This window comes from Modestobacter sp. SYSU DS0875 (genome assembly GCF_054050915.1).
Genome location: NZ_JBJHAH010000043.1, coordinates 1 through 21,408 on the forward strand (window position 1 = coordinate 1; position 21,408 = coordinate 21,408).

The 21,408-nt window shown below is 69.5% G+C and carries 27 protein-coding genes; 9 read left to right on the forward strand and 18 right to left on the reverse strand.

What is annotated here, in order from left to right; all coding sequences use genetic code 11:
• Positions 1–1,228 (reverse strand): DUF3152 domain-containing protein (locus ACI79Y_RS18520; protein WP_457159900.1); only part of this gene is annotated, 1,228 nt, incomplete at its 3' end.
• 318 nt (positions 1,229–1,546) lie between these two features.
• Entirely contained in the window at positions 1,547–2,362 is an 816-nt protein-coding gene (locus ACI79Y_RS18525) for an alpha/beta hydrolase (RefSeq protein WP_457159901.1), read from the reverse strand.
• Positions 2,363–2,764: 402 nt separating this feature from the next.
• Between ACI79Y_RS18525 and ACI79Y_RS18530 the strand changes: the two genes are divergently transcribed.
• The gene (locus ACI79Y_RS18530) at positions 2,765–3,820 is read left to right on the forward strand and encodes a carbon-nitrogen hydrolase family protein (protein WP_457159902.1); all 1,056 of its coding nucleotides are present in this window, start codon (positions 2,765–2,767) and stop codon (positions 3,818–3,820) included.
• 68 nt (positions 3,821–3,888) lie between these two features.
• On the opposite strand, the gene ACI79Y_RS18535 is transcribed toward ACI79Y_RS18530, so the two are convergent.
• The 7 genes from ACI79Y_RS18535 to ACI79Y_RS18565 form a co-directional block, all read right to left on the reverse strand.
• Positions 3,889–4,842: a helix-turn-helix domain-containing protein gene (locus ACI79Y_RS18535; RefSeq protein WP_457159903.1), complete on the reverse strand. Its 954-nt coding sequence runs from the start codon at positions 4,840–4,842 to the stop codon at positions 3,889–3,891.
• Between the two features lie 159 nt (positions 4,843–5,001).
• Positions 5,002–5,472: a hypothetical protein gene (locus tag ACI79Y_RS18540; RefSeq protein ID WP_457159904.1), complete on the reverse strand. Its 471-nt coding sequence runs from the start codon at positions 5,470–5,472 to the stop codon at positions 5,002–5,004.
• Positions 5,469–5,909 (reverse strand): TadE/TadG family type IV pilus assembly protein, encoded by a 441-nt coding sequence (locus ACI79Y_RS18545; RefSeq protein WP_457159905.1) that lies wholly within the window; start codon positions 5,907–5,909, stop codon positions 5,469–5,471. The genes ACI79Y_RS18540 and ACI79Y_RS18545 overlap by 4 nt, the downstream gene beginning before the upstream one ends.
• Positions 5,878–6,084 carry a hypothetical protein gene (locus ACI79Y_RS18550; RefSeq protein WP_457159906.1) on the reverse strand — a complete coding sequence of 69 codons (207 nt, stop codon included), beginning with the start codon at positions 6,082–6,084 and terminating at the stop codon, positions 5,878–5,880. Before ACI79Y_RS18550 ends, ACI79Y_RS18545 begins: the two co-directional genes overlap by 32 nt.
• 28 nt (positions 6,085–6,112) lie before the next feature.
• Complete coding sequence (locus ACI79Y_RS18555; protein WP_457159907.1) at positions 6,113–7,054, reverse strand: type II secretion system F family protein; 942 nt, start codon at positions 7,052–7,054, stop codon at positions 6,113–6,115.
• Positions 7,051–7,914: a type II secretion system F family protein gene (locus tag ACI79Y_RS18560; protein WP_457159908.1), complete on the reverse strand. Its 864-nt coding sequence runs from the start codon at positions 7,912–7,914 to the stop codon at positions 7,051–7,053. Before ACI79Y_RS18560 ends, ACI79Y_RS18555 begins: the two co-directional genes overlap by 4 nt.
• Positions 7,911–8,885 (reverse strand): CpaF family protein, encoded by a 975-nt coding sequence (locus ACI79Y_RS18565; protein ID WP_457159940.1) that lies wholly within the window; start codon positions 8,883–8,885, stop codon positions 7,911–7,913. The genes ACI79Y_RS18560 and ACI79Y_RS18565 overlap by 4 nt, the downstream gene beginning before the upstream one ends.
• A 188-nt stretch (positions 8,886–9,073) precedes the next feature.
• Between ACI79Y_RS18565 and ACI79Y_RS18570 the strand changes: the two genes are divergently transcribed.
• The 3 genes from ACI79Y_RS18570 (at position 9,074) to ACI79Y_RS18580 (ending at position 9,975) form a co-directional block, all read left to right on the forward strand.
• Positions 9,074–9,274 (forward strand): hypothetical protein, encoded by a 201-nt coding sequence (locus ACI79Y_RS18570; protein WP_457159909.1) that lies wholly within the window; start codon positions 9,074–9,076, stop codon positions 9,272–9,274.
• 127 nt (positions 9,275–9,401) lie between these two features.
• Positions 9,402–9,635 carry a hypothetical protein gene (locus ACI79Y_RS18575; protein WP_457159910.1) on the forward strand — a complete coding sequence of 78 codons (234 nt, stop codon included), beginning with the start codon at positions 9,402–9,404 and terminating at the stop codon, positions 9,633–9,635.
• 121 nt (positions 9,636–9,756) lie between these two features.
• Positions 9,757–9,975 carry a helix-turn-helix transcriptional regulator gene (locus ACI79Y_RS18580; protein ID WP_457159941.1) on the forward strand — a complete coding sequence of 73 codons (219 nt, stop codon included), beginning with the start codon at positions 9,757–9,759 and terminating at the stop codon, positions 9,973–9,975.
• 157 nt (positions 9,976–10,132) lie between these two features.
• On the opposite strand, the gene ACI79Y_RS18585 is transcribed toward ACI79Y_RS18580, so the two are convergent.
• Genes ACI79Y_RS18585 through ACI79Y_RS18595 form a run of 3 tightly spaced genes read right to left on the reverse strand, consistent with a single transcriptional unit; the run spans position 10,133 to position 11,753 of the window.
• Positions 10,133–10,681, reverse strand: coding sequence for a hypothetical protein (locus ACI79Y_RS18585; protein ID WP_457159911.1), 549 nt, complete (start codon positions 10,679–10,681; stop codon positions 10,133–10,135).
• 11 nt (positions 10,682–10,692) lie between these two features.
• Positions 10,693–10,998, reverse strand: coding sequence for a hypothetical protein (locus tag ACI79Y_RS18590; RefSeq protein WP_457159912.1), 306 nt, complete (start codon positions 10,996–10,998; stop codon positions 10,693–10,695).
• Complete coding sequence (locus ACI79Y_RS18595) at positions 10,995–11,753, reverse strand: hypothetical protein (protein ID WP_457159913.1); 759 nt, start codon at positions 11,751–11,753, stop codon at positions 10,995–10,997. The genes ACI79Y_RS18590 and ACI79Y_RS18595 overlap by 4 nt, the downstream gene beginning before the upstream one ends.
• A gap of 459 nt (positions 11,754–12,212) precedes the next feature.
• On the opposite strand from ACI79Y_RS18595, the gene ACI79Y_RS18600 reads away from it, so the two are divergent.
• The gene (locus ACI79Y_RS18600) at positions 12,213–12,881 is read left to right on the forward strand and encodes a hypothetical protein (RefSeq protein WP_457159914.1); all 669 of its coding nucleotides are present in this window, start codon (positions 12,213–12,215) and stop codon (positions 12,879–12,881) included.
• A 344-nt stretch (positions 12,882–13,225) separates the two neighbouring features.
• Entirely contained in the window at positions 13,226–13,669 is a 444-nt protein-coding gene (locus tag ACI79Y_RS18605) for a hypothetical protein (RefSeq protein WP_457159915.1), read from the forward strand.
• A gap of 155 nt (positions 13,670–13,824) precedes the next feature.
• Here ACI79Y_RS18605 and ACI79Y_RS18610 read toward each other — a convergent pair whose 3' ends face one another.
• The 6 genes from ACI79Y_RS18610 to ACI79Y_RS18635 form a co-directional block, all read right to left on the reverse strand.
• Positions 13,825–14,448 carry a hypothetical protein gene (locus ACI79Y_RS18610; RefSeq protein WP_457159916.1) on the reverse strand — a complete coding sequence of 208 codons (624 nt, stop codon included), beginning with the start codon at positions 14,446–14,448 and terminating at the stop codon, positions 13,825–13,827.
• 106 nt (positions 14,449–14,554) lie between these two features.
• Complete coding sequence (locus tag ACI79Y_RS18615) at positions 14,555–14,881, reverse strand: hypothetical protein (RefSeq protein ID WP_457159917.1); 327 nt, start codon at positions 14,879–14,881, stop codon at positions 14,555–14,557.
• A gap of 16 nt (positions 14,882–14,897) precedes the next feature.
• A complete protein-coding gene (locus ACI79Y_RS18620; protein ID WP_457159918.1) occupies positions 14,898–18,113 on the reverse strand; it encodes a hypothetical protein in 3,216 nt (1,071 codons plus the stop codon).
• A gap of 289 nt (positions 18,114–18,402) precedes the next feature.
• The gene (locus ACI79Y_RS18625; RefSeq protein ID WP_457159919.1) at positions 18,403–18,630 is read right to left on the reverse strand and encodes a hypothetical protein; all 228 of its coding nucleotides are present in this window, start codon (positions 18,628–18,630) and stop codon (positions 18,403–18,405) included.
• A 274-nt stretch (positions 18,631–18,904) separates the two neighbouring features.
• Positions 18,905–19,561, reverse strand: a complete 657-nt coding sequence (locus ACI79Y_RS18630) for a hypothetical protein (RefSeq protein WP_457159920.1) — start codon at positions 19,559–19,561, stop codon at positions 18,905–18,907.
• A 10-nt stretch (positions 19,562–19,571) separates the two neighbouring features.
• Positions 19,572–19,727, reverse strand: coding sequence for a helix-turn-helix domain-containing protein (locus ACI79Y_RS18635; protein ID WP_457159921.1), 156 nt, complete (start codon positions 19,725–19,727; stop codon positions 19,572–19,574).
• A 609-nt stretch (positions 19,728–20,336) separates the two neighbouring features.
• Between ACI79Y_RS18635 and ACI79Y_RS18640 the strand changes: the two genes are divergently transcribed.
• The 3 genes from ACI79Y_RS18640 (at position 20,337) to ACI79Y_RS18650 (ending at position 21,401) form a co-directional block, all read left to right on the forward strand.
• Complete coding sequence (locus ACI79Y_RS18640) at positions 20,337–20,771, forward strand: hypothetical protein (protein WP_457159922.1); 435 nt, start codon at positions 20,337–20,339, stop codon at positions 20,769–20,771.
• 41 nt (positions 20,772–20,812) lie between these two features.
• Positions 20,813–21,133 (forward strand): hypothetical protein, encoded by a 321-nt coding sequence (locus ACI79Y_RS18645; RefSeq protein WP_457159923.1) that lies wholly within the window; start codon positions 20,813–20,815, stop codon positions 21,131–21,133.
• Positions 21,134–21,221: 88 nt separating this feature from the next.
• Positions 21,222–21,401, forward strand: coding sequence for a hypothetical protein (locus tag ACI79Y_RS18650; RefSeq protein ID WP_457159924.1), 180 nt, complete (start codon positions 21,222–21,224; stop codon positions 21,399–21,401).
• The last annotated feature ends 7 nt before the right edge of the window (positions 21,402–21,408 follow it).

Sequence of the window (21,408 nt, forward strand, 5' to 3'; positions counted from 1 at the left end):
TCGAGGAGCCGTCGCTGCCGGCGAAGTGGTTGTACCGGCCCACGCCGTCCGGGGTGGACCGCGTCCCGGTCACCGGGTAGCCCAGCGGCCCCCGCTCCCAGGCCAGCTCCGCCCAGCGAGCACGGATCGCGCCGCGGACCTCGTGCGCACCGGTGTCGGGGGTCCAGTAGATCGAGGAGCCGTCGCTGCCGGCGAAGTGGTTGTACCGGCCCACGCCGTCCGGGGTGGACCGCGTCCCGGTCACCGGGTAGCCCAGCGGCCCCCGCTCCCAGGCCAGCTCCGCCCAGCGAGCACGGATGGCGCCGTAGATCTCGTGCGTCCCGGTGGGGGTTCCGTAGATCGAGGCGCCGCCGCTGCCGTTGAAGTGGTTGTAGCGGCCGATGCCGTCGGGCGTGGGGAGCTCGCCGGTCACCGGGTGGCCCAGCGGCCCACGCTCCCACTCCAGGCTCGCCCAGTGCCTGCGGATGTCGCCGTAGATCTCGTGCGCTCCGGTGTCGGGGGTCCAGTAGATCGAGGCGCCGCCGCGGCCGGCGTAGTGCTGGTACCGGCCGACCTGGTCCGGAGTCGACTGCTCCCAGGTCACCGGTGGACCGAGGAGGCCGCCGGCCTGGCCCAGCGATCGGTAGGCCTGCTCGACCGGCGACCAGTTCACCGGCACGCCCTGGTTGCGCCCGGCCCGCTCACGTTCGGCGATGAGGGGCCAGACGTTGGCCAGGCAGCCCTGCAGTGAGATGGACTGCTGCTGCATCACCGGGGCCAGCTGACCGCCGCCCGCGCAGTCCGGGTGCCCCAGGCCGAGCCAGTGCCCGACCTCGTGCAGGATCACGTACTGCTGGTACAGCGGGAGCCCGAGCGTCCAGGAGCTCGTGCCCAGGCGCCACCGCTCGTCGTTGATGTAGACGGTCCGGCCCACCCGGCAGCTCCACGTGCTGCTGCAGCCGGGAGCGGCGTTCCCGACCACGGCGGGGGACGCGAGGACGAGGTCGAAGTCGGCGCCGGAGGGCACCTGCTGGAAGGCGAGCGTGCCGCCGAGGCTCCAGCCGCGGTCGTCCGCGAGCGTGTCGGCCGCGACGGCGCTGAAGTGCCCGAGATCGCCGGAGACCGCGCCGCGGGTGGACACCGTGTAGGTGATCGTCCGATCTGCGGCCTGGGCGGTGCCTGCGCCCGGGACGAGCACCGTCGCGATCGCGATCAGTGCGGCCAGGACGGTCGTCGCGTACCGGTTCATCTGCCCTCACCCCTCGCTCGCACGGTAGCGAGTCGACCGGGCGGTCCGCGAGCCCCCGGGTTCCGCGCACGCCGATGCGACTGGCCCACCCGTACCTCCGTTGTGCGCTGGTCGTCGGTTCGCCGGCGGGGGACCGACAACGGGTGCACAACGGCGGGCCAGGTCAGCCGTTCACGTAGCGGTCGCGCTCGACGACGAACTGGCCGGTGGCGGTGTTGGCGTCGATGGACTCCGGCAGCAGCGGCACCCGCACGGTCACCGTCACGCACACGCTGAACTCCTCGCCGGGCAACCGTGCGACCGGCGCCGACGCACGGGTCAGGCCTGGCCGGCAAGCTGGACGACGGCCGCGACCAGCTGGTCGCCGTCCAGCAGCACCCGGTCGTTGTGGTCGGCGCCGGGCACCTCGACCAGGTCGCGCAGGTGGGCAGCCGCCTCGGCCACCGCGCGGCTCTGCTCGGGCGGCACCACGGTGTCCGCGCTGCCCAGCACGACCGTGGTGGGGACGTCGACCCGAGCAACCTGCTCCGCCACCGGGTACTGGTCCCACAGCAGCTGCCGCACGGGCAGAAACGGGTAGTGGACGGCGGCGGCCGAGGCCAGATCGACGAACGGAGACCGCAGCAGCAGCCCGGCGGGCGGGTGCTCGATGGCCAGTTCGGTGACCACCGCGGCGCCGAGGCTCTCGCCGAAGTACACGACCCGGTCCGGCGGCACCCCGGCCTCCTCGACCAGGAACGACCGGGCGGCCCGGACGTCGCGGGCCAGCCCGTCCTCGCTCGGACTGCCGTCGTTGCCGGCGTAGCCCCGGTAGTCGAACAGCAGGACGGCGAGCCCCTCGTCGCCGAGGGCGGCCGCGAGCGGCGCACGCAGGCCACGGTGCCCGCCGTTGCCGTTGGCCACGAGCACCGCAGGGGCGTCCGGGTCGGCGGCGGGCAGGTACCAGGCGGCGAGCTCGAGCCCGTCGGACGTCTGCAGGACGACGTCCCGGGCGCCGGGCAGCTCGGTGGCGACGGGACCGGGCACGCCACCGGGCAGGTGGACCAGCCGCCGCTGGAACCCCCAGGCCAGCGCGAGCAGCAGCAGGGGCACGGCGAGGAGGACCCCCGCGGTGACCAGGACCGGGTGCCGCACCGCCCCAGCCTAGGGACGGGCGCCCCGGGTGGCCCGGTGCCGGCGGACGTGATGGGACGTCGCAGGATCACCGCCGCACAGCAGTTGGATCGTCATGTCGCTGCGTCAGGCTGGGGGCACGGCCGCGCCGTGACCGACCCCTGGCCACCAGGACCAACGCCGTCGCCCGGCCGGTGGTCGACGGCCTGGACCAGTCGGTTCGCGGCGTGCTGGTCTCCGCCGTCGCCGACCAGGACTGGCACGCCTTCTCCCGCACCGACCGCTGCCCGGAGCCCGCATCGCCGGCTGACCCGACGCCGCTGGCTGCACCCGGCGACCGCCTCCCAGGTGCGGAGCTCGGACCGGTGGACCGGCTGCACGCATGTCCAAGCGACCAGGCACCACCGTCCCTAGCGTCTGGGCATGACGAACAGCTCAACGACTGTGAAGGTCGCGGCGGTGCACGCCGCGGCTCCGTTCCTGGACCTCGAGGCCGGCGTGCAGCGTGCCTGCGAGTTCATCCGCGAGGCCGGCCGCGCGGGCGCGAAGCTGGTGGCCTTCCCCGAGACGTTCCTTCCTGGTTACCCCTACTGGATCTGGTCGCACACCACGAAGTACGCCGCACCGTTCTTCGCCGAGCTGTACGCCAACGCTGTCGAGCTGCCGAGCGAGGCGTCCCGGGCCCTCGGCGAAGCGGCCCGCGAGGCCGGCACCTGGGTGGTCATGGGGTTGAACGAGAAGGACGGCGGCACGCTCTACAACACCCAGGCCTACTTCTCCCCCTCCGGTGAGCTGGTCGCGCGCCACCGCAAGCTGCACCCGACCAATGCCGAGCGGACCGTCTGGGGCCGCGGGGACGGCCGCGACGTGTTCGTCGTCGACGCCGGCTTCGCGCGGGTCGGCGGGCTGATCTGCTTCGAGCACAGCATGGACCTCAACAGGTATGCACTGGCCACCCTCGGCGAGCAGATCCACGTCGCGGCATGGCCGGCGATCAACGCAACGCACGCCGACCCGAACGCCGGCAACTTCGACCACTACGCGACCACCCTGGCCGCCGCGCACGCGATCTGCGCCCAGACCTACGTGATCGTGGTGCAGGGCCGGATCAGCGAGGAGATCGTCGAGCGTCTCGGCGTCCCGGAGGGCCCCGACGCCCCCACCGTGGGCGGCGGGCTCACCGGGTTCATGGGGCCGGACGGGCGCTGGCTGGCCGAGCCGCACCGGGACGACGAGGCGATCGTCTACGCGGAGCTGGACCTGGGCGTGATCGCCTTCGCCAAGTTCTTCGCCGACGGCGCCGGCCACTACGCCCGCCCGGACGTCTTCAGCTTCGGCGTCGACCGCACGCCCCAGGAGCCGCTGACCACCCAGCGGGTCTCGGCGATCGAGACGGTGCTGAGCCCTGAGGACCGGCCACTCGCCGACCCCGAGGCGCTCACCGCCGCCGCCGTGCTCAGCACGGTCCCCCGGGGCTGAGCAACCCACCGACCCCCTGCGGCCCGGGTGGTCCCCCGTCCCCCGGGCCGCAGGGCCCACCCCGCAGGTCACCGCCCAGCCCGACCGCTCCCCTGGCTCAGCCGGTACCGGCGCGGCGAGAGCCCGTACGCCTGCCGGAACACTCGGCTGAAGTGCGCCGGGTCGGCGAACCCGCACGCGAGAGCCACCTCCGCGACCGGCACCTCGTCGGCCGTCGCAGCAACCAGCAGCTCGCGGGCACGCTCCAGCCGGACGGTGCGGACGTACTCGGCCACCGGCCCGGTCTCCGCGGCGAAGAGCTCGTAGAGGTAGCGCCGGGAGACACCGAGGACCGCGGCCACGTGGCCGGGCGCGAGCTCCGGATCGGCGATCCGCCGGCCGATGAGCTCCTTCGCCGCGGTGAGCAGGGCTGCGCGGTCCCGATGCGCCGGCAGCCGGACCGGTGGCGCCGACCGGACCAGCCGCTCGAGCGCGTCGAGCAGCGGCTCGAGTCCGCCGTCCGCCCGCTTGCCGGTGGCGGCGTGGACCAACCCGCGGGCGACCGCCCCGGCCGCCTCGCCGGGCAGGGCGGTTCCGGCGACGGCGGCCACCCGATCCCGGCTGAGGCCGAGCGCGTCCCGTGGGATGCGGGCGACCAGCAGGCCGAACCGGACGTCGCCACTGACGCTGTAGGGCTCAGAGGTGTCGTAGACGGTCATGTCTCCCGGCCCCAGCGCGACCCGTCGCCCGTGCTGGCTGACCACCGACCGCCCGTGCAGCCCGACGGCCACCTTGTAGTGGTCGGCGCCTGGGCCATCGGCCAGCCCTCCGTCGCGGACCGCCGCGTGCGGGGTCGCCGACATCCGGCAGATGCTGACCTGGTCGATCTCCCGGGCGGAGATGACGCCGAGGATCGAACTGCCGGCCGCGGAGATGCGCATCGGCACCAGGAAGCGGGCGGTCGCCTGCTCCCACAGCCGGATCCGGACCGCGGGCGCGACGCGTTGCGCGTCGAACGCGGCTCTCTTCCCCGTCCCGCTCACCCAGCTGACCTCCCGCCCAACTGACGGCACGTGCTCGACCGCCGTCCGACTCGGACGCTAGCCGCGCAGTGTTGCCGTGCAGTTGCCGTACACCGGCCGATCTCGGGCAGGAACTCGCCGACCGGTGCGGCGCACGGCGCCCGCGCCCCCCCTGCCCGGTCAGCCGTCGACGTAGCGGTCGCGCTCGACGACGAACTGGCCGGTGGCGGTGTTGGCGTCGACGAACTCCGGCAGCAGCGGCACCCGGACGGTCACCGTCACGCACACGCTGAACTCCTCCCCCCGCACCAGCGACGGCGTGTACCCACCCGCCGCCGCGCAGCCTTCGCCGGGCGGGGCGTAGGCCAGCACCACGTCGGTCGCCGCCACCGACTGGTCGGCCACCGCCACCGCGACCGCGGCCTCCGCGCGCGCCTGCCCGCTCGCCAGGTCCGGCGCCGTCGCCAGCGCCCGCCCGGCCTCCCGCGCCGCCGCGTTCGCCGCGAACACCCCGCGCTGCACCGCCGAGAACCCCGCGATCACGTAGACCAGCGGCAGGAACACCACCAACGCCACGAACACGAACTCCACGATCGCCGACCCGCGCTCACCGTCCCCACCCTGACCCAGGCGGGCCCGCAGCCACCTCACCGGGCCTCCTCCACCGCACGCCCGGTCACCGACAACGGCAGCAGGTCACCCAGCCCACCGATCAGCGAGGGCACCGCGCCGGTGCAGCGCACCACCACCAGCGTCAGCCCCGTCTCGTCGGTCTCCTCCACCGACGAGCACGCCAGCCCGGACGCCGTCCCCTCCGAGGTGGCCCGCGCGATCACCTCCACCGCCCGCCCCGCACCCACCTCGGCCGGCACGTCCGCGTTCGCCGCGTACCGGGCACCCTCGGCCGCGCTCGCCACCACCACGTTGCGGAGGTGCACGTAGACCGCCACCTGCAGCACCGCCAGCAGCAGCGCCAGGATCAGCACCCCGACCAGCACGAAGTCGACGACCGCGCTCCCCCGCTCGCCGTCGTCGGAGTCGCAGGAGCTGGGCCGGCTACTGAACGGCCGTGACCGAGGACAGCGCATTGCTCACCGCGGTCACGATCGCCTCCCGGAACGGGATCAGGATCGCCAGCACCAACGCCGCGGTCATCACCGTGATCATCACCCAGCCGGGGACGTCGCCCCGCTCGGGCTCCCCGTCGTCCAGCCGTGCCACCAGAGCGGCGAGTGTGGCGGTCAGGTACGCGTAGGCGCGCATCCGTCGTCCTTCCTCTCGGTCACCGGCGTCACTGCGCCAGCGAGACGATGCTGATCAGGCCCGGGTACAGGGCGAACAGGACGGTGACCGGAAGCACCAGGAAGACGACCGGCACCATCATGGCGATCTCCTTGCGGCCACCGGCCTCCAGCAGCCGGCGCTTGCCGGCCTCCCGGACGTCGGCGGCCTGGGCGCGCAGCACCTCGGCCAGCGGGGTGCCGCGCTCGATGGCGACGACGACGCCGTCGACGAACCGGGCCAGCGCCTCCAGCGACGTGCGGTCGGCGAGCTCCTGCAGCGCTTCGACCAGCGGCGTCCCCGCCCGGGCCCGGCCCAGCGCGGCGCCCAGCTCGCGAGCCAGCTCCCCTCCGGAGAGCCGGGTGACCCGGGCGATCGCCGCGACCGGGCTCTCCCCCGCCGTCACCGCCAGCGCCAGCAGCTCGGCCACCACCGGGAACTCGGCCAGCAGCAGCTCCTCGCGGCGCTGCACCTGCTGGGTCAGCCACCAGTCGCGGCCCAGCACGCCACCGACCAGCCCGGCCACGCACAGCAGCACCGCCGACAGCACGTTGACCGATCCGGTCAGCGCCGCGCCGACCAGGGTCAGCAGCGCGCCGCCGAGCAGGCCGAGGCCGCCCCAGACGACCTGCTCGACCCGGAAGTCCTCCACCGTGGTCTCCGCACCCAGCGCGTCGAGCCGCCGGCGGACGGCGACCCGGCCACCGAGCAGCCGGTCGACGTGCCGGGCGCCGTCGGCGAGCACCGGGGCGAACACCCGCCGGGCCGCGGTGAGCATGCCGGGCTGGGTCGCGGTGCCCAGCAGCCGCGACGGCGCAGGGGTGTCGTGCACGTAGGGGGCGAGCCGATCGACCAGCCGCACCTGCCGGAACGGCGGGGAGAACGAGACCGCGAGCAGCACGCCGCAGGCCAGGGTCAGCCCCAGCAGCATGCCCAGCAGACCCGCGCTCATTGCAGCACCCGGACGTCCTCGGGCAGCCGCCCGATCCGCTTCATCAGCCGGTACGCCACGACGCAGACCGCGCCGCCGGCCAGCAGCAGCACCAGGCCGGTCGGGGTGTCGTAGGCGGTCAGCGTCTGCTGCTGGGTGGCGAGCAGCAGCAGCACGGCCCAGGGCGCGGCCACCGCCAGCCGCGCAGCCTGGACCACCCAGCCCTGCCGGGTCTCCAGCTCGGCGCGGGCGCGGGCGTCCTCGCGCAGGAAGGAAGCGAGCGTGCGCAGCACCCGGCCCAGATCGCTCCCGCCCACCTCGCGGGCCACCCGCAGGGTCTCCACGATCCGGTCGCCGACCGGGTCGGCGAGGTCGTCCTTGAGCCGGTCGAGCGCGTCGTTGAACCGCCCGGACGACCGGTGGTCGGCGGCGAACCGGGCGAAGGCGGGCCGCAGCACCTCCGGCCCGCGCACGGCGAGCGCACCCAGCGCCTCGGGCAGCGACAGCCCCGCCCGCACCGCCGAGGCCAGGTTGTCGACCACCTCGGGCCACACCTCGCGCAGGTCGGCGCGGCGCTTGGCGGCCAGCCGACGCACCAGCAGGTGCGGGACGGCGGCGCCGAAGACACCGAAGACCGCGCTGATGCTCACCGTCGCCGTGGTCAGCAGCACCAGCACCGCCGTCACCAGGCCGAGCCCGACCTGCAGCGCCACCAGCTGCGCGCCGTTGATGCCGGTGAGCCCGGCGGCGGCCAGCAGCTGCTGCCGCCGTCCCGGGGCCCGACGATCCGGACGACGCTGCGGCGCCCGCGGACCCGAACGCCAGATCAGCAGCAGGCCGACGCCGAGCGCCAGCCCGATCAGCCCACCGGGGACGGTCACGCCTCCCCCAGCAGCGCGGCGAGGTCGAACCCGGCGGCGGCGAAGCGCTCCGCGTGCGGCGGGTAGCCGTCGGCGCGCACCAGCCGGCCGTCGCGAGAGGTGAAGACGTCGGCGGTCTCGACCACGCTGCCCTCGGCCCGGCCCGGCAGCGCCACGATCTCCCGCACCCGCCGCTGGCCGGACGGGTCGGTGCCGACGTGCACCACCAGGTCGACGCTGGAGGCGACGGTCGGGACCACGAACGCGTGGCCGATGTTCTCCCCGGCCAGCAGGGGCAGCGTGCACATCTTGACCACGGCCTCGCGGGCGCTGTTGGCGTGCAGCGTGCACATGCCGGGCAGCCCGGAGTTCAGCGCGATCAGCAGGTCCAGGCACTCCTCCTGGCGCACCTCACCGACCACCAGCCGGGAGGGGCGCATCCGCAGCGCCTCCTTCACCAGCCGGCGCAGCGGGATCTCCCCGGCGCCCTCGAGGTTGGCCTGCCGGGTCTGCATCGCCACCACGTCGGGCAACGGGATGCGCAGCTCGAACACCTCTTCGCAGGTGACCACCCGCTCCCGCGCCGGGATCGCCGCGCACAGGCAGTTCAGCAGCGTCGTCTTCCCCGCCTGCGTGCCACCGGCGACGAGGATGTTCAGCCCGGCCGCGACCGCCGCCTCCAGGAACCGGGCCGCCTGGGCGGTGATCGTGCCGAGCGCGACCAGCTCGTCGAGGCTGTGCGCCTGCAGCACGAACTTCCGGATGTTCACCGCCATGTGCCGGCGCGTGACGTCGGGGATCACCACGTGCAGCCGCGACCCGTCGGGCAGCATCGCGTCGACGAACGGCGTCGACATGTCGATCCGCCGACCCGAGGTGCGCAGCATCCGCTCGACCAGGTCGGCCAGCTCCCCGGCGCGCAGCACCGTCGTGGTCAGCTCCGACCGCCCGCGCCGGGCGACGAACACCCGCCCGGGCTCGTTGACCCAGATCTATAGGGCTTGCTCTGTGACCTGCTGCGTTGAGCGAGGCACCGAGGCTGATCTGCGGTTTTGTTGTTGATAGCTGACGGCTGGTGTTGGCGTCCGATGGACGTCTTGCGGACTATGCGCGGACTTGGGGCATGCGCGCTGCATGCTCCAGCTTGCCTTCCAGCATCACTCCGGGCACACTTGTCGGCATGAGCCCAGAGGAGAAGGTGAAGGAGAACCGGCTACGCCGTGTTGCGGCGCGGCGCGGCCTCAAGCTCACCCGATCCCGACGCCGCGATCCACGAGCACTGGATTACGGCCGCTACTGGCTCACCGAGGTGCGCAGCAACGCGCCGGCGTCTCCGGAGAGCGGGCTCACGCTCGACCAGGTCGAGGAGTACCTGACCTGAAGCAGACGGCCCCGACCGGTGCGCCAACACCGGACGGGGCCTTGATCCCCACCCTGACCAGGAGGACGAGGACCCAATGATCACTATGCAGCAGCACGCTCCGTGGTGTGACCACCGGGCACACGAGATGTTCCTGCTCGAGAGCGGCGGCGTCGCCGTTGGATGCCTCAGCGAACCCATCGAGGCGAACAACTCGGACGGCGCCGGCGGATGGCTGACGAACAATGACTCCGACGACGGCAGCACTCGCATCGCACTTGACTGGAAACCTCGAGACTGGCGCTCTCTGACGCCTGCCGAGGCGGCCGACTTGCTCGGCTTCCTGGCCAAGGCACTTGCTCAGTACAGCTGCCGCCAGTAGGGCTAGCTCCCGCGCCACCCATGACTGAGCCTCCGCCATGTCCATGCACGGCGGAGGCTCAGTCGCCTCACCACGTCGGTCTTGGTAGGCATGGCACGTGACAGAGGAGCACGGTGTCGCCATGCCGGATCGGTTGCTGACTGTGCAAGAAGCCGCCGAGGTTCTGGGCATGAGCGGGTCAACCCTGTATCGGCTGATCAATCAGCAGCGAGTCCCCTACCGGATCATGCCAACCGGCCGGATTCGGTTGGCGCCGGCCGACATCAGCCAGATCCTGGAACACGCTCACCGACCGCCGATTCCAAGCCACCTCAGGGCGGGGCGTCGGCGGTCTCCGTGATTCGCAACAAGATCCGGCGATTGAGCTCCCGCCGTCACTGACGGCGGGGGACTTTTACGTGTCGATAGGCATGGCTCGTGACTGATGAGCACGGCGTTGCCATGCCGGACCGACGGCTCTTGCGACGCTAGTTGTGCGGGGACCAGCGCCGACAGGATCAGCGCTGAAAGGGGTCGCTGAGGCCAATTCCATCCAGATACTCAGCGTCCGTTGCCTCGGTCCGCCCGTAGTAGTACATCAGCCGGTAGCGCAGGTGCCGACGCGACTCAACGGTCATGCGCCCGACGCGCAGTGCCCGGACCCGGTCAACCTGAGTGGCATCAGTGATGATCGTCTGGCGCGTAAGATCGACCACGAACATATTGTCCGAACGCTTGACCACCAGAGCCGGGTGATCATCAAGAGCGTGCCAGTAACCGTGATACGGCTGTCCGGCCTCAGGGGGCCACGTAGAACGCAGCGCCTGGTACGCCTGGCGGTCAGGGCCCGGCTGGCGAATCTCGCGCACGACCGCCACCTGGACGAAGTTCTGCTGCTCGATAGTGCAGTCCTGGCTGACGACAACACCGAACCGCCACTTCAGCCCTACGGCGACTTGCGCGGGCTTGCCTCCAGAGAGCAGGTCTTGCGGCCACGTCGGCAGGGGAACGTCGCGAACAAGGTCCCCCTGCCGAAGGTCGGTCTCTGAGTCGCTACTGAGCCACACCCGTCCGGAATCTAGTCGTCGTCGTCGACGAGCAGGTCAGAGTCATCGTCCAGGTACTCCGGGATGCGTGCTTCGCCAACACTCAGCATGGCGCTGGCGTCGGATCCGCTGAGGAGGTCGATGGCTCGGTATCGAGTAACTACTTCCCTGACCAGGCCGTAGCCAGCCGCTGCGTTCGACGACTTCTGAGCGATGAGGGCAGCGAACAGCGCCTCAACGGCGCTCTCGCGCTCTGCCTCAGGCGCGACGGCGTAGTAGTCGGGACGTGCGTCGGCGCTGGCGGCCGTCGGCCGAGCCATCAGTGTGGCTGTACTCATGCGTGCTCCCCTGCCTGCGTTGCTACAAGTCGATCGTAGATGGTGCCCACAAGTTCAGCCGACCTCGACAGCAGAGCCTGCTGCAAGGCCCACAGCCACTCGAGAGGGTGATCGGCGCTAGAAGCAGGAACCTTGACCGCCCAGGCTAGGTCCACGAAGAGCCCAACCTCGGGGAACGTGCGGTCCGCGTTGACCTCCAAGCCCATCTCTCGGTCGATCGTCCGCGTGATCGACCGGCCGATGAGTCTCGACAGCCGCAGCGGCGCCTCCTCGTCCGGTAGCACGCCGAACTCCATCTTGTACTCACCAAGTGGCTCGACCACGCCGTCGATGAGTGCCGCGAAGTCGACCATCTCCAGCAGGTCAGCCAGCTCGCCATGGACTGCCCTAGCCGCGACTGCGCAAGCTTCCTGCACTGTTGCGTAGCCCTCGAGTGCCACCAAGTACTGGAACGACCACTGCACGTCCGTCACAGCGGGCTTCGCCGCCTGCAGAACGAGGCTAAGCACCTCGTCTGCAGGGTCACCCTGCTGCAGGTCCCCTAGCGCATCCTCGAAGTTGAGGTGATCAACGCCCACCTCAAGAGCCCGGGCCCGGGACGTGCGAACGATGAAGGAGTCACTGCCAACCGCGAACTGCCGCACGGCCTTGGCGTCCCGCAGCGACTTGAGAAGGCTGAAGCGCTGCTCCAAGAAGTCAACGCTTGGGGCCCACTGCAGCATCAGCCCTTGAGACCACGGCTTGAGGTCGCTCATCGTCGTGTCAACGTACCGGACGAGGGCTGTGTGCCGAGCCTGCAGACGCACCGAGGGACGCGTGAGACCGACCTCCGCCGGGGAGCGGAGGACAGTACAAACGCCTCGGTTCGCACTTGCGTGGCTCGGTCGGGGCGCGACGCCGCCGCACAGGCGCAGTCAGGCAGCAGCCGCTGTAGCAGGTGGGTCCGGAACGTCACCGTCGGAGCGTAGAGGCAGGACGGCGGCGCCACCCCGGCGGTGACACCCGAGAGGTTGACCGGTCAGTGCTCAAGGTGACCGTCGCCGGAGGCATGGTGGAGCTGGCGACCTTCGGCCAGTTCACGAACGAGGACAACCGGATCACCCGCTCCTTACCAGCGCTGACACATCCGAGCTAGCTGAGACTCGCCTGTGACCCAACAAGCCACCACAGCGGTTACCGTGCGACGTCGTTCTGATACCACGGGGGTCCCAACCATGAGCACCACCATTCGTCGCCGCGTCGCTGGCTCCGTCTTCGCCGGGATCCTCACGATCACGCTGGCCGGGTGCGGCAACTCCATCGAGGACGAGCCGGATGCTTCGGCTCCGACCCTTCCCGATGTGCAGAGCGAGGTTGAGGCCAACGCTTCCGCTGACGCCCAGGCCGAGGAGGAAGCTGCCGCGGCTTCATCGACGGGGCCGGAGACGAACGCCCGCGGCAATATCGTGAAGGAGCTCGGCGAGGAAGGCCGTCTGGTGTCCGAGGATGATGGCGAGACTCTCTACAGCTTCGCGATCGACTCGATCACCCCAGACGTGCCCTGCACCGAGGAGTATGGGTCCTATGACCCGGAGAACGGGCACCTGACGGCGGTGCAGATGAGGGTTTCGACGGGTGCTTTCACCCCCGAAGACTTCTCGTACTTGAGCGTCGGCTCGTCGGACTTCTCGTTCATCGGCTCGGACGGGTTGACGTTCACCAACGTGGACACGGTCGCCACCTACGGGTGCCTGAGTGAGAGTGTCAAGTTTCCGTCCGGGGAGCTGAACCCGGGGTCGCAGTACGCGGGGGCGGTTCTGCTGGATCTTCCGGAGGCATCCGGCACGCTGATCTACCAGCCCAGCTCGATGATGGGTCCTGGCGGCTGGGAGATCAGCTACTGACTGAGGGCCTCCGCCGGCCACGGGGGTAACCGGCGGAGGCAGCGGCGACAGTACATTCGGAACCCGGCGGTTTCGCTAGGTGCCCCTCGTCGCAACTCGGGAAGCTGACGTGATGGCCGCTTGAACGTGCAGGAACCGGCCTGGTCGGAGCATGCTCCCAGCCGTCCTGCGCGAGTCGGTTGAACTCCCGCTCCATCACCTCTGTGCGGTCGGGATCTTCATGCTCGGCTCGAGCGCCTTGTGCTCCCAGGCGGTCATGAACCCGAGCTTTCGGAGCCGACGTCCCCATCGTCCGCCCAAGCGTCGTGTGGCACCGACGACCGCACGTCGTACAAGCTGCGCCCATGAAGTGGATCACGGGGGCCGCCTGCCTACTGCTGACGTTGGTCGCGTGTGGGTCGGACGTCGACCAAACGCAGCTGGAAGCCGGCGGGGAAGCCTTGGATGGCACGCAGCAGTACGACGACATCGCGGGTCTAGTTGATGACCTCTCGGAGCGAGGGATCGACTGCGCGGACCTCGAGTTGCGTCAGTCGTTCGGCATCGCGGAGTCCGCCGACTGCTACCTAGACGGCAAGCAGTACATCCTGGAAGTCTTCGGATCTCCCGATGGTCGAGACAAGCAAGTTGAGGCGCGAGAGCGGGTTCAGGCGAACCTCGACGGCCAGAGCTGCAACGTGCTCGGACGCGGAGCAGGAGCTTGGGCAGTGAACGCCAGCAAGAACGTCACCGTGTGCGAGGACATCGCCGAAGCGCTCGGCGGTCAGGCGCGAATCGTTGGCACCTAGCCCCCTACGGCGAGCCGATCGCACAGCTCAGACCATTCCTTGCACGCCTCGGCAGGGATGAGGGCGAGGGTGACGTCTATCGACTTAGGCTCAGTCACGGAACGAACTACGTCACACTTGCAATACCGATACTGTTCGCCATGCCGCCCAATCGATCAAAGCAGACCGTGACGATGCAGAAGTTCCGCAAGTAGTTTCGGCAACCGGGAATTATGCGGGAGATGGGTTGGGACCTCGGTCTCCCGATACCTGAGCTCGAGGTCCGTCAGCTTGGGAAAATAGTCGTCGTACTTAGAGCTAGGAGGACTAATCCTGCGGGAGCCGTAGGTCTCTGCTAGCGATAATCCCTTCGCGGGACTGTACCCCCCGAACACTCCGCGACTGACAGCCCGCAGGTCTCCGTTCTCCCTGAGGAAAACCCATTCCCGCTCGACTGATCCTTCGTCGTTCTGAGCTCTCTCCTGGACTAACCAAGCCCTACCGAAGTCGAACTCGGCAGAATAGCTCAAATCTTTGCTCAGAAAGAGGTAGGTTCGGTTGCGCCTGAAAGTATTCTTCCAGTGGACTGCGAGACTGCAGTCCTGTGGGATTCCGGCGGACCGCAGTCTCCTGGCAGCCGCGATGCTGGCCTGTTGCGCCGCAAGTGTCTCGCGGTCGCGCTTTTCAATCCAAGCCCGATTCTGCTCGCGCAACGCCGCTTGCCGCGCCTCCTCAGCCGCCTGAGCGGCACGAACATCCTGGACGTACGGCGCAAAGGGATCTGAGTCGGACTCGGTCATGGATGACAGCCTTCAGGGGGGCCGCGGGCAGCGCAACGGGTCGGCTTGTGTCGAGTCCCATCCACGACTGGATGGGGCGGCCGGTAGATCAGCCGGGCGACAATGGTCAGCCCTCGTATCGATCGACCTCCTGCATCAGCCACTCGAGCCCTCCCATGCCCAGCGGCACCCCGCCGATCCACTGCTGGAACAGCGGCGCCATCTGGTCGGCGGGCATGTTGGGGTGGCTGTCGGTGATCTCGTTCAACTTGTGGATCTCCGCCTCCTGCGACAGCACAAGTCCCGCCAGCAGAGAGAGCACTCGGTGGGCCAGGGCGCGGGCCTCGTCGACGTCCAGCTTGCCCAGCGCCTCAATGACCGGCTGCGGGTCACGCAGGGTCTCGCGCACCCAGGAGAAGATCTCTTCATCGCTGACAGGAGTCATGCCGGTCATCTCGGCCTTGTCCCTCCTACCTGACACCCGCCATCGCCTGCCTCTCAGCCTTTGCGTTTCGACGCTGCACGGCCAAAGCCAGCCGGTCGGGGTCACCCGTGGTCTGCACGACCGTGTCGTGCCGGTGGTGGTGATGGATGTGCTGCACCGTTCCGCCGGGCAGGCCACCGCCGCCGGAGGCGCTGAACTCCCGACCGCGAACCCCGGGCACCACGGTCTCCGGGCCGCGCTCCCCGAAGGAGTACGAGCCGCCCGACCACAAGCCGACACCGGCGACCGGCTCGCCGATCACGCCACCGTTCGCCATCGCCCAATGCACGTGGTCGCGGTGCGCCGCGTTCGTCGCCCCGCCGTAGTTCAGGGGCCGGCCGTTCTTGAGGTCCGGGGTCGAGTCGTAGGCGCCCGTGTAGATGAGCTCCTTCGTCTGCGCCCCGTAGTTGCGGTAGATCCACGCGGCCATCTGGCCGAGCATCAGCCGACCAGCGCCGCCAGCGAAACCGGCTTCACCGAGGTCCACGGCCCGAGCGGACCCGTGGTATCCAGGGTCGCCCTGTCGGTAGCCGGAGTTCAGCTTCGCCCGCGGGAACGCCGAGCGGATCGTGTTGAACAGGCGGGTGACCATCGTGCCGCCACCGAGCAGCGCGCCACTGGCACCAGGCAATGCCGCCTTGGCCTGAACTGCCTTGGTGGTCGCGGCGATCGCGTCGACAATCTCCGTGTTCTGACGATTCAAGCCGGTCAGCGCATTCGCAACGTCAGCGCGGGCCGTGAGCGACATGACGCTGTTGGCCTTGCTCGGCGCGTACAGGGCTTCCATGCTGTCGCCAGCGCGACCACGCCACCCTGCAGCCTTGAGGCGCTCCCACTCCGCCTCCGAGACGGTGCCCATCCGAACGAAACCGCCGTCCGCGTATCCGGGCAGGGTCGCACCGTTGGCGATCGCCTCAAGCCGGTTCAGTCCGAGGCGGCGCACTTGATCCTGCGTGAACACGTACTCGCCGGCGTGGACGATGCCCGCGGGCTGGTACTTGCCGCCGGGACCCGTGTAGCCGCCCTCAGCGAACGTGCCCATGCGGCCGGTGCCGGACGCGGACCCGTTGAGGTCGGGCATGGTGGCGCGGAAATTGATGACCGCTTCTCGCGGCATCGAAAGCAGATCCACCTTGCGCTGCACCTCGGAGAGCGCCGCGTTAGCCTGCGCGGTGTCCGCGGTGATCGTCGTGGTGCGCTGCTCGGGGATGCCGTAGATCTCGTTCGTCAACCGCTCCGCAGCCTCCCGGCTGCCGGTCATCTGCAGCGCGGTCTGGAAGAACGAGTTCCGCAGCTCGGCGTCCTTTGCCTGCACCTCATCGGAGGTGGAGCCCTGCTGAATCATGGTGGCGATGTACTGGTTCGCGGCGTCCTTGACGCCGTTCAGCACGTCGAACGTCTGCGCGCCGGCTTCGGACTGGGTGTTCAGGTTGCCCGCCGCGTCCAGCACAGAACCGCTCATGTCCTGAAGCGCACCATCGGCTTCCCGAACGGCCGAGTAGAACGCGGTCTCGACCTCCAGCATCGACACGTGCGCGCCGGTCAGGATGTCCAGCGACAGCTTGAACGCATCGACCGACTTCTTGGCCTCGTCAGCCGCGTCGGCCGCCGCCTGCAACTCGGCCGCATAGGCAGCGACGGGGTCCACCGCAGCGCCGGTGCTATCGGTGCTCTGCTGCGTCGCATCGGCAAGCTGTCGCTGCTTGGCAGCGGTCTCCTCGGTCACCCCGGCGAGACCGGTGAACTGGTCCCGGGCGTTCTGAGCAGCGCGCCCCTGGTCGTCCAAAACCTCAGCCGAGTAGCCGCCCTCATCGCTGATCCACGTCGTGTTCGCCTGGGCGTACCGGTCGAACGCGCTCGTCACCTCGTCCAGCGCACCGGGCACCCCGAGCAGCGCGTCGGTCATCACCGACGATCGCACCCCGAGCCTGTCCGCCCAGTCCAGCAGCCCCGAGTCCTGCAAGTCCTGAGCGGCAGCGGCGCGCACAGTCCCGTCGATCGCGCCCTTGGTCTCCTCCAGAGCCTGCGTCAAGTTGTCCGCAGACACGGCAGCACGGTCAGTGCTGTCGTTCCCGTCGCCCAGCACGGAGGACAGCAGGGTCACCCCAGCAGCGGCACCAGCGAACGCCAAGCCCCACGGGCCACCGAACAGACCCAGCAGGCCCGCGCCCGCAGCCTTGAAGGTGCCCATCCCCAGCGACGCATTGCTCATCGCATCCCGGGCGTAAAGGCTCTTGAGAGCAATCGTCTCCATCGCCGACGACACCGGGTTCTTGAGCGCCACGACGGCGCCCAGAGCCAGCGCAGTCGCCTGCACCGGGCCAGGCAGGTCACCGAAGAACCCGACGACGTCCGCGCCGACCGACACCACGCCACCAAGCATCGGAATGACGTCCTCGCCGAGAACGTCCACCAGTCCCGACCACAGCGGCAGCAGCTCATCGCCCAACCGCACCTTGAGGTTCTCCCACTGCGCCGCCGCACGCTGCGCCCGGCCCGCGGCGGTCTCGGACTCCCGGGCGAACGCGCCCTGCGCATCCGCCGACTGCTCCGTGACGATCGCCAGAGTCGCCATCGCCTTCGCGTTCTGGCTGAGCTCGGTCTCGCTCTCGGACAGGCCCAACTCAACAGCCTTCGCGCCCACCGCGGCTGCGGTGAGGCTGATGCCGTACCGCTCGATCGGGTCCAGCTCCCCGCGGAACGCCGACGACAGCGCCTCGACCGCCTGCTGCGTCGACCCACCGAACTGCGCGGCCAGGTCGGCACCGATCCCGATGATGTCCTGCGTCTGATCGGCCAGGTCCTCCATCGGCACGCCAGCGTTCTTCATCTGCGAACCGATCACCGTCGCCAACTCCCGGTAGGAGTTCGCCGACAGACCGAGCGCACGATCGGCCTCCTGCGAGGCTGCGACCACGGTGCGGCCGTAGTCCTTGAACACCGCGTTGACGCCACCCACGGACTGCTCAGCGTCCGCAGAAGCGTCCACGACGTCCTTCAGACCGAGAGCTACACCGCCGGCCAGAACGCCGCCGAGCAGTCGCGCACCCTGACCAGCAGCCGCGAACCCGCGCTGCGCCTGAGCGCCCGCAGTCATCGCGGACGTACCAACCGCCTTCGTCGACGAAGCAGCCTTGACCATCTCGGACTGATACCGACCGACGTTGGCGACCAGATCCACGCTGACGGTTCTCGTGGCCATCAGAAGGCCTCCTTAGAAGTGATCGACAAGGGGTGGGCAGAGTCCCCGCCTGCGGGGTTAGGCCGCACCACGTCGGATAGGCGGCTTTCACACACAGAGCTGTCATGCCGAGGCGCTGGGACCGGTGGTGGGCTCTGTGAGCATCGATCGGGGGTCGCTAAGCCATTCGACGTGGGCGTGTAGGGCACGCCGAGACTGAGCGGAAATCGGGGCCCCTCCGCCATGAATCCGCACGTCAAGGGCTTGTATCCGTTACACGCGATCTGCCCCGAAGGGGCAAGTCCGGCCATCAAACGGCCGCCGGATCGAACGGCTCGTCGCTGACCACCCGGAGCGGAGCGTGCTCCGACGAATCGGCGTCGACGGCACGTAGCTCCGCGGCCAGATCCAGCAGTCGCCGGCTCAACCCCACCAAGTCCCGGGGCGAGCAGCCGTCGTCAATCCTGCGGGCGATCAGGTCTCGGAGAGCCACCAGAAGCTCTCTGTAGTCACCCTCGGCCGCGTCGAGCACGCTCATGGGATCGGCCCGCCCATCCGTGGCCGGACGCAGGTGAAACGATAAGACGTGCTGACCTGCGCGAACTCCGTTGTCGTGAAGCTGGGGCGGCTCAATGCCCCTGTGCGATACGCCCCCCCAACGGAGCGCTGCGAGGCCCTACAAAGCCCCCCAGTGCCGTTAGACGAGGCCCCGGGTCCCCTGTGGGTTTTTCCCGGGGAGAGATATCGCCTATCCGGTGAGGTGCGGAGATGACCGAGGGGCGGGGTGGCCCCCCACCCGTTCTGTGAAGAGCTCATCGCGCAGCTCGAGATGCTGGCTCTCCAGCGGCAAGCATCTCGATGTCGCCGATGTACATCCCACCCAGTTCACTGGGCCGCAGGCTGCCGAGAAGCATCGTCATCTGAAAGCGCTGGTTGAGTGATCGGTTCTCGGCTTGCTTGGCATTCCACAGTCGTTCCGCGGCCGAGCCGAGAGTTGGCCGATCGGCGACGAACTGAGTCATCGTCTCGGGGTCCTGCATCTCGACGGCCCGCTCAGCGACTGCGTGGGCAAGTACCTCGTCGCCGGAGCGAGTGGCCCGGCGCAGCAAGTCCCGCAGCTCGTCTCGATCCTGGACTGCGGCAACCCGGTCAGCGGCGTCACGGCGGGAGATGGCCAGGCTAGCGGCGTCACCGGCCAGCCCCTTCACCCCGAACACTCGTTCGGCATCGTCGCGGTCACTGCCGATGGCCTTGGAAGCCATGTCGGTCAGCTTGGATTCGAGCGTCTTGCGACGGCTGAGGTAGTGCCTCGCGAGTTCCTGTCGCTTGAACTCGTCAGTACGTGTGTGGTCGTCACTGATCGACCGGTAGGCCCGGTGGGCTGCCTCGCCTTCTTCCTTGAGGAGAGCGCCGACCTCGCTCCCCTGCCCGGCGGTGACCAGTGCGTTGATGGCTTCGTTGGTGTCCATGTCGTCTCCTTCAGCTGGCTCGTGATGCGCGGTAGTGCTCGACGTCTTCACGTCGAAGGCGCCACCGTCCGTCGATCTGCTCGGCCTGCAGTCGCGCCTCAGCAATGGCGAGCCGCACCCCCCGGGGGGTCATGCCGAGTCGGTCGGCTGCCTGGTTGGTGTTCATCCAGGTCGAGCCTGGAGCCGCTTCCGCGGCGGTCCCAGAAACTTCCGCGGGTGCTTCCGCGCAGGCGGAAGTACGCCAGGTCAGGGAGGCGAGGTGGAGTGCCGCAAGGACTGCATCCACTTCGGGGTCGACTCCGCGGGCGTTGACTCGCAGGGCCGACAGTCCGCGACTGTCGAGCCACGCAGCGACCCGCGCCGGCACAACGACGACAGATCCGCCGCCGTGCACGAAGTGCTCGGCGCCCCGCCGCTGAGCGGTCACCCGGCCACCGTCACGCCCGGTTGAGGGAGCTGACCATGGGCGACAGGTTGAGGAGTGGACGTTAGCCAGGGGCGGCTGCTGTCGTGACCGGCATGAGTCCCGAACCGAATCACTGGATCTTCCGCAGCCAACAGGTCGAAGGCACACGCTGGCCGCGGTGCGCGATACCGGGCTGCCCTGACCGCCACATGGAAGACGTGGACGAAGACGTCGACGCCCACTTCCGCGTCGAACACACCGGGGTGACGCCCGTCCCATTCTGACCGCACCACGAGGCTCTCCGCGGCACTGTCGGCGTCTCGGGCTAGCTTCGGCTGCCCTTGACCTGCAGACCCCGCGGAGGACCTCGTGGCTGACCGACTTCCAGACGTGTGGACGACCCGTGACCGCCCGGTGCTTGTCGAGGTGGTCCGTCGCCTGGATGAGCAGGATGACTCCGTCCCCGTTGAGGAGGTCGCAGACGCCACGGGGCTTTCTCCCGACGAGGTGTCCCGCGCCGCTAGGAACTTGCTCCGGGCAGATCTAGTTGAGGTGGAGTTTCTGTTCAGTGGGGACGCTGAGTTCACCGGCGTCAGCGCTGAAGCACTGCGCATCGCTGGCCTGTGGCCCGATGCCGGCGATGCGTTCGACAGGCTCCTGTGGTCCCTCGAGGAGCGCATCGCCGAAGCCCCGCCGGAGGAGAAGACCAAGCTGGCAAAGGTCCGGGACGCCATCGTCGGGGTCGGTCGAGACATCGGAGTTGAGGTCATCGGCGCAGCGGTGTCCGGGCGAATCCCCATGTAGGTGCGAAGGACTGTCAGCCGCCTGGCGCACACTCCCGACCCGTGACGATCGCTGCCGCTGTCTGCATCACAGTCGCTGGCCTGGCCGAACTTGCCGGCATCTGGCTGGTGGTGAAGGAAGCACGCAACGCACAGCAGGCACTTCGGCGCTGGAGCGGCCCCCTGTCGGCCCGAGACGTCGACCCAGTGCGGGCAGCCTTCCGCCGCCGCGACGTCACCATTGCTCACATGCAGCAAGAGGCGGACGGTGAGGTCATCGCTCACCTGCTCGGCAGCCAGGCGAGGCAGCGAACCGCGATCCTCCTGCTCGTTGTTGGCGTCGTCGTGGGCGCCCTGGGCAACTTCCTCAGTCTGTCCTGGTGAGGCAAGCCGAACGATGTGGACCCCGCCTGCCTCTGAGGAGTTGGAGGCCGCCCTGTCGGCCGCTCTGGCCCGGCCGGGAGCTTCGAGAGTGCTGCCCCCGCGCCCGGTGGCACTGGCCGGCGACCAACAGGGCACCGGCTGGTTGTTCGGTCGGATGAGGCTCGACGACGGCAGCTGGATCGGCTTGGCCACCATCCATCGCGGCCGCTTCTTCGAAGGCGCCGAGCTCGGCTGGCACCTGGCGTCGGAGCTGCGGACGCTGGACTGAGGGGTGG

Bases quoted from the DNA above. Each gene is read 5' to 3' on its own strand.
- ACI79Y_RS18530 (WP_457159902.1), top strand. From the start codon at position 2,765: ATGACGAACAGCTCAACGACTGTGAAGGTCGCGGCGGTGCACGCCGCG.
- ACI79Y_RS18545 (WP_457159905.1), bottom strand. From the start codon at position 5,909: ATGCGCTGTCCTCGGTCACGGCCGTTCAGTAGCCGGCCCAGCTCCTGC.
- ACI79Y_RS18550 (WP_457159906.1), bottom strand. From the start codon at position 6,084: ATGCGCGCCTACGCGTACCTGACCGCCACACTCGCCGCTCTGGTGGCA.
- ACI79Y_RS18555 (WP_457159907.1), bottom strand. From the start codon at position 7,054: ATGAGCGCGGGTCTGCTGGGCATGCTGCTGGGGCTGACCCTGGCCTGC.
- ACI79Y_RS18570 (WP_457159909.1), top strand. From the start codon at position 9,074: ATGAGCCCAGAGGAGAAGGTGAAGGAGAACCGGCTACGCCGTGTTGCG.
- ACI79Y_RS18575 (WP_457159910.1), top strand. From the start codon at position 9,402: ATGTTCCTGCTCGAGAGCGGCGGCGTCGCCGTTGGATGCCTCAGCGAA.
- ACI79Y_RS18580 (WP_457159941.1), top strand. From the start codon at position 9,757: ATGCCGGATCGGTTGCTGACTGTGCAAGAAGCCGCCGAGGTTCTGGGC.
- ACI79Y_RS18590 (WP_457159912.1), bottom strand. From the start codon at position 10,998: ATGAGTACAGCCACACTGATGGCTCGGCCGACGGCCGCCAGCGCCGAC.
- ACI79Y_RS18595 (WP_457159913.1), bottom strand. From the start codon at position 11,753: ATGAGCGACCTCAAGCCGTGGTCTCAAGGGCTGATGCTGCAGTGGGCC.
- ACI79Y_RS18600 (WP_457159914.1), top strand. From the start codon at position 12,213: ATGAGCACCACCATTCGTCGCCGCGTCGCTGGCTCCGTCTTCGCCGGG.
- ACI79Y_RS18605 (WP_457159915.1), top strand. From the start codon at position 13,226: ATGAAGTGGATCACGGGGGCCGCCTGCCTACTGCTGACGTTGGTCGCG.
- ACI79Y_RS18610 (WP_457159916.1), bottom strand. From the start codon at position 14,448: ATGACCGAGTCCGACTCAGATCCCTTTGCGCCGTACGTCCAGGATGTT.
- ACI79Y_RS18615 (WP_457159917.1), bottom strand. From the start codon at position 14,881: ATGACCGGCATGACTCCTGTCAGCGATGAAGAGATCTTCTCCTGGGTG.
- ACI79Y_RS18620 (WP_457159918.1), bottom strand. From the start codon at position 18,113: ATGGCCACGAGAACCGTCAGCGTGGATCTGGTCGCCAACGTCGGTCGG.
- ACI79Y_RS18625 (WP_457159919.1), bottom strand. From the start codon at position 18,630: ATGAGCGTGCTCGACGCGGCCGAGGGTGACTACAGAGAGCTTCTGGTG.
- ACI79Y_RS18630 (WP_457159920.1), bottom strand. From the start codon at position 19,561: ATGGACACCAACGAAGCCATCAACGCACTGGTCACCGCCGGGCAGGGG.
- ACI79Y_RS18635 (WP_457159921.1), bottom strand. From the start codon at position 19,727: ATGAACACCAACCAGGCAGCCGACCGACTCGGCATGACCCCCCGGGGG.